We start from the raw sequence: 248 nt of genomic DNA on the forward strand, positions 1-248 counted from the left end.
GACAAAACTGCCGAACTCGAAATTGAAAATATTATAGATATTTCGTATTCATTCGGTAAGACGATTCAAACCAGAGACATATCCATTGATAACTATCATCAATTTTTAAACCCCATCGATTCCTAAAAAACAGCAGTAAGATAATTTTCAATTAGAAAATATCTTACTGCTGTTCTCTATTTATACAATACTTCGTATTGAATGGCTTCGCTTTCCTAGGGTGCCGTCTCAGCCTCGGTCTTCGACTG

Annotated in this window: 1 pseudogene; it reads left to right on the top strand. The window is 35.5% G+C overall.

Annotation, left to right across the window (positions count from 1 at the left end):
• Positions 1 to 126, top strand: a pseudogene (locus IDG65_RS14555) (helix-turn-helix transcriptional regulator); the annotation flags it as partial.
• Positions 127 to 248: the final 122 nt, after the last annotated feature.

The sequence above is a fragment of the Staphylococcus sp. EG-SA-17 genome (assembly GCF_017151845.1).
GTDB lineage: Bacteria > Bacillota > Bacilli > Staphylococcales > Staphylococcaceae > Staphylococcus > Staphylococcus aureus.